Annotated in this window: 9 protein-coding genes and 1 pseudogene; 5 read left to right on the forward strand and 5 right to left on the reverse strand. The window is 63.7% G+C overall.

The window, feature by feature from the left end; translation table 11 throughout:
• Positions 1-164: thiamine pyrophosphate-binding protein (locus SB756_RS27805; RefSeq protein ID WP_410912707.1), on the reverse strand; the 164-nt coding region annotated here is incomplete at its 3' end.
• Between the two features lie 169 nt (positions 165-333).
• On the opposite strand from SB756_RS27805, the gene SB756_RS27810 reads away from it, so the two are divergent.
• Positions 334-1,215 (forward strand): LysR family transcriptional regulator, encoded by an 882-nt coding sequence (locus SB756_RS27810; protein WP_410912709.1) that lies wholly within the window; start codon positions 334-336, stop codon positions 1,213-1,215.
• A gap of 141 nt (positions 1,216-1,356) precedes the next feature.
• Here SB756_RS27810 and SB756_RS27815 read toward each other — a convergent pair whose 3' ends face one another.
• Positions 1,357-2,007, reverse strand: a complete 651-nt coding sequence (locus tag SB756_RS27815) for an alpha/beta hydrolase (protein ID WP_410912699.1) — start codon at positions 2,005-2,007, stop codon at positions 1,357-1,359.
• Positions 2,008-2,044: 37 nt separating this feature from the next.
• Positions 2,045-3,169: an MFS transporter gene (locus SB756_RS27820; RefSeq protein ID WP_410912711.1), complete on the reverse strand. Its 1,125-nt coding sequence runs from the start codon at positions 3,167-3,169 to the stop codon at positions 2,045-2,047.
• Between the two features lie 359 nt (positions 3,170-3,528).
• On the opposite strand from SB756_RS27820, the gene SB756_RS27825 reads away from it, so the two are divergent.
• The 3 genes from SB756_RS27825 (at position 3,529) to SB756_RS27835 (ending at position 6,773) form a co-directional block, all read left to right on the forward strand.
• On the forward strand, positions 3,529-4,713 hold the full coding sequence (locus SB756_RS27825) for an MFS transporter (protein ID WP_341795623.1): 1,185 nt from the start codon (positions 3,529-3,531) through the stop codon (positions 4,711-4,713).
• Positions 4,714-4,829: 116 nt separating this feature from the next.
• On the forward strand, positions 4,830-5,681 hold the full coding sequence (locus SB756_RS27830) for a LysR family transcriptional regulator (protein WP_341795624.1): 852 nt from the start codon (positions 4,830-4,832) through the stop codon (positions 5,679-5,681).
• Between the two features lie 96 nt (positions 5,682-5,777).
• On the forward strand, positions 5,778-6,773 hold the full coding sequence (locus SB756_RS27835; protein WP_410912701.1) for an aldo/keto reductase: 996 nt from the start codon (positions 5,778-5,780) through the stop codon (positions 6,771-6,773).
• On the opposite strand, the gene SB756_RS27840 is transcribed toward SB756_RS27835, so the two are convergent.
• Positions 6,766-8,031: an ATP-binding protein gene (locus SB756_RS27840; RefSeq protein ID WP_410912703.1), complete on the reverse strand. Its 1,266-nt coding sequence runs from the start codon at positions 8,029-8,031 to the stop codon at positions 6,766-6,768. The two genes, SB756_RS27835 and SB756_RS27840, sit on opposite strands and share 8 nt — an antisense overlap.
• Positions 8,028-8,720: a response regulator gene (locus SB756_RS27845; protein ID WP_410912705.1), complete on the reverse strand. Its 693-nt coding sequence runs from the start codon at positions 8,718-8,720 to the stop codon at positions 8,028-8,030. The genes SB756_RS27840 and SB756_RS27845 overlap by 4 nt, the downstream gene beginning before the upstream one ends.
• 196 nt (positions 8,721-8,916) lie before the next feature.
• On the opposite strand from SB756_RS27845, the pseudogene SB756_RS27850 reads away from it, so the two are divergent.
• A pseudogene (locus tag SB756_RS27850) lies at positions 8,917-9,080 on the forward strand (outer membrane assembly protein); the annotation flags it as partial.

The raw sequence follows: 9,080 nt of genomic DNA on the forward strand, positions 1-9,080 counted from the left end.
GCCATGAAACCTGCAGACTGCTCGTGACGGGTCAGTACCAGCTTGATCTTCGACTTGCGCAGGGATTCGAGCAGGTCGAGGTTTTCCTCACCAGGAATGCCGAACACATACTCGACACCTTCGTTTTCCAGACATTGCACAACGACATCGGCGGCCTTGGCCATTTGGGGTACTACCTCAAAATCTTTGTGGGATTGCAGCATTATTACGCTGCGTGACTGAGATATTGCAGGATGTCTCAGTGGCGCGCATCGTAGGCCCTCTGGTTAATAATAATAAATATATTGTTATGATGCTTAGCATCACAGTTCGTTATGAATGGTAGAACACCTAATGAACCTCAAGGCATTGCGCTGCTGCGTCGAGATCGTGCGCCAAGGCAGCTTCACCAAGGCTGCCCAGCATTTGCACATCGCCCAGCCTGCGCTAAGCATGGCCGTAACCCGTCTGGAAGAAGAACTGGGCGTGACCCTGTTCAACCGCACCACGCGCAAAGTCATCCTTACCGCCGAGGGCGAACAGTTCCTGCCACGCATTGCGTCGGCGCTGCGCGAGATGGATGTTGCCCGACAAGAGCTGCGCGACATGGCCGACCTGAAACGCGGTGAAGTGCGCCTGGGCATCCCGCCCATGTTCGGCCTGCACTATGTACCGGGATTGATGAACGCCTTCCGCCAGCTGTATCCAGGCATTGCCATGACCGTGTTCGAAGGCAGTGCCGAGGACATTGGCCATCGCCTGGAACAACGGGAAATCGACCTGGCCCTGCTGGAGTCCAGGCGAGTGCCGCCCGACAAGGAATCGATCCTGCTGGGCAGTGACGAGATGCTGGCGTGCATGCACCCTGACCACGCTTATGCCGGCAAAGCCTTTCTCACGGCGCAAGACCTGCGCAATACCGACATGGTCGTGTTCGACCGCACGTTCGTTCAACGTCACCTTCTGGACGCGTTCTTCGCCGAGCATGGCATTACTTACCAGGTGGCGTTGCAGAGCAACTTCGTCTCGCTGGTGGTGCAGGCCGCGCTGGACAACATGGGCGTGGCGACCCTGCTGCGCTCGGTCCAGCAGCGCACGCCGGGCATCGTCGGGGTGCCGTTCCGGCCCGCGCAGCAGATGAGCTTCAGATTGTGCTGGCGCTCCGGGGAATACCTGTCGCTGGCCAGCAAGCGGTTCATCGACTTTGCTGCGCAGACGCATTACCTGGAGCGGTGAGGCTAGCCTGTTCCGGCCCTTTCGCGGCTAAAGCGGCTCCCACAGGTATGGCGCATGCTTTGAAGCCAGCGCGATCATCAATGTGGGAGCGGCTTCAGCCGCGAACACCGGCAACGCCGGTGCCAGACCACCCCAGCCGTTCTAGGGTAGCGCGGTTTTCAACGCCAGATGGGCGATCACCTGCTCGGCTGCGCGCCCCAGGCAACCCTTGAAAAAGTGGTTGGCACCGGCATAAACCGAAACCGCCCGTTGCCCCGGGCCTGCCCATTGCAACAGGTTGGCCAGCGGCGCCATGTCATCCTGTTCGCCATGCAGCAGCAGGCAATCCGCAGGCACCGGCAATGGCTCGTAATAGCGCCCGCCCGGTACATCACCCACCGGCAGCCCCAGCAACGCCACTGCCTGCAACTGCCCTTCAAGCGCACAGGCCACACGGGCGAACACATAGGCACCAAAAGAAAACCCTACCAAGGCTATTGGCAGCTCCGGCAACTCCCGGCTGAAGTGACGGATGACCGCGATGCAGTCTTGCGCTTCGCCGATGCCCTCGTCGTGCGCGCCTTGTGTCTGCCCTACCCCACGAAAACTCGGCCGCACCACCTGCCAACCGGCTGCGCACAGCTGACGCGCCAGGGTCAGCGGCACAATATGGCGCGGGCTCCCGCCCAGCAGCGGTTGTGGGTGACTGACCAGCACCACCCCCTTTGGCGGCCCGGCCGGGTGGTCGATCAGCAGTTCGATCTGGCCGGCCGGTCCATCGATAAGCAACTGGTTACGTAATGCATCTGACATCTTTATCGTCCTTGCTAGCCAAATGAGTAGCGCCTGATCACGCCGTTTGCCGCGGCAGGCCATGCATCACCAGCAACACCAGCACGACACTGGTCAATGCCAGCGCCGACAGCGTTGCCAGTACCCCCGTCGCGCCGAAGTGCTGGAACAGGTAGCCACCCACCAAAGGCGTCAGTGCCTGGCCAACCAACGAGGGGCGCGACATCTTGCCCATCAGCGCAACATACTGGGCTGGCGGCATCAGGGCCAGCGGCAGCAGCCCCCTGACAATGGCGCGCAGGCCATTGCCACAGCCATACAGCAACAGGCCCAGCGCGGTCACGCCGGGCGCCACGGCCACCAGCGTCAGGCCGACGGCGACCAGCACCGATGACACCAGTGCAGTCCAGATCGGGTGGCGCTTGCCGGCGATGATCTGCAGCACCCGCGATGCCACCTGGCTCGGCCCGAGCAAGGCACTCAGGCCAATGGCAGCCGCCAGCGAATGCCCCTGGCCCTGCAGTACTGCGACCAGCTGCACCGAAACGGCAGTCATGATGATCGCGCCAATGGCAAAGATTGCAGTCAGCAGCCAATAGAGGCGGCGGTCCACAGGCAGATTGCTCGTCGCCGTCACGCCCTGGGCCTTGTGTGCGGGCTGGCCTGCCGGCAACACCCAGAGGTACAACGGCGCCACGGCAACGATCAGCACCAGCGCATAAGCCGTACACGCCGTGCGCCAGCCCAGTTGCTCGATGGCCAGGGCCACCACCGGCCAGGTGATGGTGGTGGCAAACCCCGAAATCAGGGTGATACCGGTAATCGCCCGCCCTGCCCGTTCCGCATACAAGGCACCGAGGGTGGCGAACAGCGCTTCATACAGCCCCATTGCCATCCCCGCGGCAATGATCACCCAGGCCAGCAGGAACACCAGCAGGCTGTGGCAGTTGGCAACCACCAGCAAGCCCAGCCCTACTACCACACCGCTGGCGGCCAGTTGCGAGCGCCCGCCATAACGCGCCACCAGGCGGCTGGACAGCGGCGCCAGCAGCGCCGAAACCATCAGGCCCAGCGACAGCGCCCCATACACCCAGCTGCTGTCCCAGCCAGTCTCGCGCAGGATTGGCTTGCCCATCACCGCCAGCAGGAAGAACGAACCACCCCACACCAGGATTTGCAGCAGGCCCAGCCAGAAAATACCCAAAGGCCCGGGAAAACGTACGCCAGCATTCACTAAAGCAACCTTATCGACCAAGCGGGCCGGATGTCGGCGCACGCAGGCGGCAGTCTAAAAGAGCAGGCGTACGGCTTGCCATCACATCCCGGCATTTCAGTTATGCGCTCGCTGTTGTGTGCCGGAAATCCAAGCAGAGTACTTTTGTACTCCACCCGGTAGCCCAGTGATGAAACCGTCGAGCGGCCATTCAAGACCGCACGCAGAAAGGGCCAAAAGCCCCAGCCGGTCAGCTTCCTCGACGTTATCGGCAAATATTGACTATGATCCCGCCTTGAACGTTTCAGCATGTTTCAAAAGGGATACAGATGTCAGTCCAGGAAATACCCCCTCTCCCCAGTAAAAGCACCGTCGCGAAGATGGAAGCCGCCATGGCGCTGGGCAGCTTTGCCATCGGCACCGGCGAATTCGCCATCATGGGCCTGATGCCCGACATCGCCAGCAACCTGCAATTGAGTGAGCCCCAGGTGGGCCATGCCATCAGTGCCTACGCACTGGGGGTGATGGTTGGCGCCCCGACGCTAGCGATTCTGGGCGCCCGGCTGCTGCGCAAGCACATGCTATTGCTGCTGATGGCCTTGTACGCCGTTGGCAACCTGGCGACTGCCTTCGCCCCCTCATTCAGCAGCCTGGTTGCCTTCCGCTTCATCAGCGGCCTGCCACACGGCGCGTACTTCGGCATTGCCGCAGTGGTGGCATCGAGCATGGTGGCCAAGGACCAGCGAGCGGGTGCGGTTGCCCGGGTGATGATGGGCCTGACCTTGGCCATGCTGCTCGGCAACCCGGTGGCAACCTACCTGGGCCAGTTTTTCGGCTGGCGTTCGGCGTTCGTGCTGGTTGGCGCCATCGCGCTGTGCACCATCGCCCTGGTGTGGCGCTTTGTGCCGCAGCGCCACGACGAAGTGCGCAGCGACCCACGCAAGGAATTGCAAGCCTTCACGCTGCCGCAGGTGTGGATGGCGCTGGCCATCGCCTCGATCGGCTTCGCCGGCATGTTCACGGTGTTCAGCTACCTGGCGCCGACCATGCTGCAAGTGACCCAGGTATCGCCACAGTGGATTCCGTTCGGCCTGGCGGCGTTCGGGGTGGGCGGCATCGTCGGCAACATTGCCGGCGGTAAACTGTTCGACCGCCTGCAGTTCCGCGCCGTGGGGCTGGTGCTGGTGTGGTCGATCGCAGTGCTGCTGTTCTTCACCTTCGCCGCCCAGGCGCTGTGGAGCCTGCTGTTGGGTATCGGCCTGGTGGGGACCATGATTGCCCTGGCCGCGCCGCTACAGATCCGCCTGATGGACATTGCCCATGAAGCGCCGAGCCTGGCTGCAGCGTCCAACCATGCCGCATTCAACCTGGCGAATGCTCTGGGGCCATGGTTGGGTGGCATGGCGATTACTGCGGGCATGGGCTGGACCAGTACTGGCTATATCGGCGCCGCGACTGCGCTGGTTGGCCTGGGCATCTATCTGATGGCGCGACGGATGAAAGGCGGCCACTGAGGCCAGCCATGTGGGGCTGCAGCGCAGCCCCAAAATCTCCAACCCGCCGCAATCCACAGTGCCCCCCAGAAAACGCTACCCTACCCCCTTCCGCACAAGCCACTGCCGAGCCCTTCATGTTCGATTGGGAAGACCTGCGACATTTCTCTGCCTTCACCTCGGCCGGTTCGCTGTCCGCCGCCGCCAAGGCACTGGGCGTCGACCACGCCACCGTGGCCCGGCGCATCGCTTCGCTCGAAGCCTCGCTCAAGCTCAAGCTGGTCGACCGGCGTCCCCGCGCCTATGTGCTCACCGACGAAGGCCGACGCGTTGCCGAACTTGCCGAGCAAATGACCCTGTCCTCCTTCGCCCTTGAACATTTCGCCAGCGCCGGCCAACAGGCGGTAGAAGGCGAAGTGGTGCTGTCGGCACCACCGGCACTGCTCGGCAGCATCGTCGCCCGGCGCCTGGGCGAGCTGTACCAGCGCTACCCACAGTTGCGCCTGAAGCTGGTGGGCAGCAAATCAAAGGCATCCTTGGCCCGCCGCGAAGCCGACATCAGCATCGCCCTGGCCCGGCCCACAGAACCGACCCTGGTTGCCAGCCTTCTGGGCCACCTGGCCTACCGGCTGTACGCCTCGCCCGGCTACCTGGCCAGCGCGGCGGCCCGGCGCTACATCGGTTACGACGAGTCGCAGGCCAGTTCCCCTCAACAGCAATGGCTGAACCGGCAAGCCGGCCAGCAGCCCTTTGCGCTGCACAGCAATGACCTGCGCATCCAGGCTCAAGCCTGTGCCGGCGGCATCGGAATCGCCTGCCTGCCCGCGTTCATGGCGCAGGAGCACGGCCTGAAGGAAGCCGGCAGCGCCGAGCAGACCATGAGCATCGAAATCTGGCTCGCAGTGCATGAGGACGTGCGCGCCACCCCACGGATCAAGGCGGTTACCGACTTCCTCCAGCAACAGGTGCGGCCATTGCTGCGCTTGTGAATTTTTGCGGATGGGACCTGCATCAATACGGAATTTTCGCGCAAGGCTGCCCGCGTTAGGCTGACGCAATCACTAACGCCCTTGAAGGAGACGACAATGCAATACGTAAAGCTGGGTAACACCGGGCTGGACATCTCCAGGCTGTGCCTGGGCTGCATGACCTTCGGCGAACCCGACGCCGGCACTCATCCCTGGACGTTGGGCGAAGACGCCAGCCGACCTATCATTCGCCATGCCGTCGAGCAAGGCATCAACTTCTTCGACACCGCCAACAGCTATTCGGCCGGCACTTCGGAAATCATCCTCGGCAAACTGCTGAAGGAATTCACCCGCCGCGAAGAAACCGTGATCGCCACCAAGGTGTTCTTCCCGGCCAACATGTGGGAAGGCGCCAGCCGGCCCAACGAGCAAGGCTTGTCGCGCAAGGCGATCATGGCCAACATCGACGCCAGCCTCAGCCGCCTGGGTACCGACTACGTCGACCTGTACCAGATCCACCGCTGGGACTACCACACCCCCATCGAGGAGACCATGGAGGCCCTGCACGACGTGGTCAAGGCCGGCAAGGCCCGTTACATCGGTGCATCGTCGATGTACGCCTGGCAGTTCGCCAAGGCACAGCAGGTGGCGGCCAGCAACGGTTGGAGCCGTTTCGTGTCGATGCAGAATTACCTCAACCTGATTTACCGCGAAGAAGAACGCGAAATGATCCCGCTGTGCCTGGACCAAGGGGTCGGCCTGATGCCCTGGAGCCCGATGGCCCGCGGGCGCCTGACCCGGCCGCACGGGCAGCAGACCGCACGCACCCGCAGCGATGTATCCGGCCAGTCGTTCTATGAAAAGACCGAGGTGGAAGACGGCCGGGTGATCGATGTGGTCGAGCAGATCGCTGGCGAACGGGGCGTGCCGATGGCCCAGGTTGCGCTGGCCTGGGTACTGGGCAAGGCCGGCGTCAGCGCCCCTATCGTCGGCGCCTCGAAGCCCGCCCACCTGGACGATGCACTGGCCGCGTTGTCACTGCAGCTGAGCGAGGCCGAGGTGGCGCGCTTGCAGGCCCCTTACGTCCCCCATGCGGTAACCGGCTTCAAGTAGGGCGGGCTTGCGGCAGCTCGATGCGCACCCGCAGCCCGCCGCTGGTTGCGGCCAGCGCGGTGATGCAGCCGCCATGCAGGGCGATGGCCCGCTGGGCAATCGCCAGGCCCAGGCCAAAGCCATCGTCGCTGCTGTCGGTACCTCGGTCGAACGGCTCGAAGATGCGCTTCAGCCGCGCCGGGTCTACGCCCGGACCGTGGTCGCTGACACTGACCTGGAACCATTGCCCGCCCGGTGCCAGCGCAGCCTGCACCAACACTTCTGTGCCGGCGGCGGTGTAGCGCACGGCGTTGCGGATGATGTTCTCGAACGCCCGGTACAGCAACTCTTCATGCCCATGGATAAGAAACGCGCCTTGGGCTTGCAGGGACACCTGACACTGCTTCATGCCTGCCTCGAAACGGGCGTCTTCAACGATCTGCGCCAGCAGGTCTACCACATCCACACTGGCAAAGTCGCTGTCGCCCTGCCGAGCCTGGGCGCGGGCCAAGGTCAGTAGCTGCTCGATCAGGTCGTCCATGCGCCGTGACTCGCGCTCCACCCGCTCCAGCATGTCATGTCGGTCGGGTTGCTGACGCATCAGGCCGATGGCGGCATGCATGCGGGTCAGCGGTGAACGCAGTTCGTGGGAAATATCGTGCAGCAGGTTCTGCTGCGCCTGCACCAGCGCCTTTAGCTGGCCGGCCATGCGGTCGCAGTCCTCGGCCAGTTCAACAATCTCGTCGCGCCGCTTGCCCAGCCTGGGCTTCACGCGCACATCGAACCTACCCTGGGCCACCTGGGCCATGGCTTCGCGCAGCCAGGCCAACGGGCGAGTCAGGTAAAGGCTGCACAGGAAGGCAAACAGCGCACTCATCAGCGTGCCGGTGAACAGCGGGCCCATGCCCCGCGGGCGCGGCGGTTCGCCAAGCACCGTGGCCACCGACGCACGCAGCACCAGCGGGCGACCCTCGCGGTCGCTCAACGCCTGCTCGAAACGCGACACCGGCACCGCCCTGCCCGCCAGCAGTTGGCCTTTACTGTCATAAAGGCCCACTTGCACATCCGGCGGCTGCGGTGACACCTCCAGCAGTTGCCGGCCTGCCTGCTCACCGTAACGCTGCAGTAGCTGCAGTTCGGTGGCCAGCAGCGAACGCAGCGCCGGGGTATCGCCGCGCCAGTCATTGAGCATGAAGGCACCCGCACCCACCAGGAAAGTCAGGCAGTTGGCCAGCCAGAACGCCAGGAACAGCTTCCAGAACAGGCGCCGGCGCATCATTCGACTATCAGCATGTAGCCCATGCCACGCACGCTCTGGATCCAGCTGCTGCCATCGGCGCGCGGGCCGAGCTTTTGCCGGATGCTGCTGACGTGCACGTCGATGCGCCGGTCATAACGAGTCAGCGGCCGGCCCAAGGCATTGAGTGACAGGTCTTGCTTGCTGACCAGCTGGCCAGCCTGGCGGGCCAACGCTTCGAGCAGGCTGAACTCCGAGCCGGTCAGCTCCAGCGTGGCTTCGCCCCAATGCGCCTCACGACGGCCCGGCCACATTTTCAATGCGCCCGTGCGCACGTGTTCGGGCGCACTGCCCTCACCCGTGGGGTGCGGCTGCACCCGGCGCAGGATCGCCCGCAGGCGTGCGACCAGTTCACCCGGGGAGCTGGGCTTGGGCACGTAGTCATCGGCCCCCAGCTCAAGGCCGGCAATACGGTCGATGTTGTCGCCACGGGCAGTCAGCAGCAGCACCGGCACCTGGCTGCGCGCACGCACGCGCCGCAGCACTTCGATGCCAGAGATACCCGGCAGCATCACATCCAGCACAACCACCTGGAAGTGACCGGACAACGCCTGGGTCTCGCCTTCTTCACCCGTATTCACGGCAGTGGTCTGAAAGCCTTCGCGCGCCAGGTACAAAGAGAGCATTTCAGTCAGTTCGCGGTCGTCGTCGACCAGCAGCACAGGGATCATCGGGGCCAGACATCGCAATTGCAGGGGCTGTAATGATCGCCCCCCAGGCCGGCACTGTCACCGCCGGCCGGTCGGACTTTACACATCTTTACCCTCGGCTAACCGCGCCGTACACAGCCCGCCCGTATCCTCATCGCCCGCTGCTAGCGGGTTGCCCGCGCTTGCCCCCTTCGAATCCGCTTGTCTGGAACCCCCGATGAACTACCCGCGCCTGTTGCTCTCCATCCTGTTGCTGAAAGCCTCGCTGGCCCAGGCCTCCCCTTTCAGGATCGCCGACATCCGGGTCAACGGCCTGCAGCGGGTTTCCGCTGGCAGTGTCTTCGGTGCCTTGCCGCTGAACGTCGGCGATCAGGCCGATGA

It is taken from the genome of Pseudomonas sp. SIMBA_068, assembly GCF_046534705.1.
Lineage (GTDB): Bacteria > Pseudomonadota > Gammaproteobacteria > Pseudomonadales > Pseudomonadaceae > Aquipseudomonas > Aquipseudomonas putida.

Coding starts and splice junctions, on each gene's coding strand:
- SB756_RS27810 (WP_410912709.1), top strand. CDS start 334: ATGAACCTCAAGGCATTGCGCTGCTGCGTCGAGATCGTGCGCCAAGGC.
- SB756_RS27815 (WP_410912699.1), bottom strand. CDS start 2,007: ATGTCAGATGCATTACGTAACCAGTTGCTTATCGATGGACCGGCCGGC.
- SB756_RS27825 (WP_341795623.1), top strand. CDS start 3,529: ATGTCAGTCCAGGAAATACCCCCTCTCCCCAGTAAAAGCACCGTCGCG.
- SB756_RS27830 (WP_341795624.1), top strand. CDS start 4,830: ATGTTCGATTGGGAAGACCTGCGACATTTCTCTGCCTTCACCTCGGCC.
- SB756_RS27835 (WP_410912701.1), top strand. CDS start 5,778: ATGCAATACGTAAAGCTGGGTAACACCGGGCTGGACATCTCCAGGCTG.
- SB756_RS27840 (WP_410912703.1), bottom strand. CDS start 8,031: ATGATGCGCCGGCGCCTGTTCTGGAAGCTGTTCCTGGCGTTCTGGCTG.
- SB756_RS27845 (WP_410912705.1), bottom strand. CDS start 8,720: ATGATCCCTGTGCTGCTGGTCGACGACGACCGCGAACTGACTGAAATG.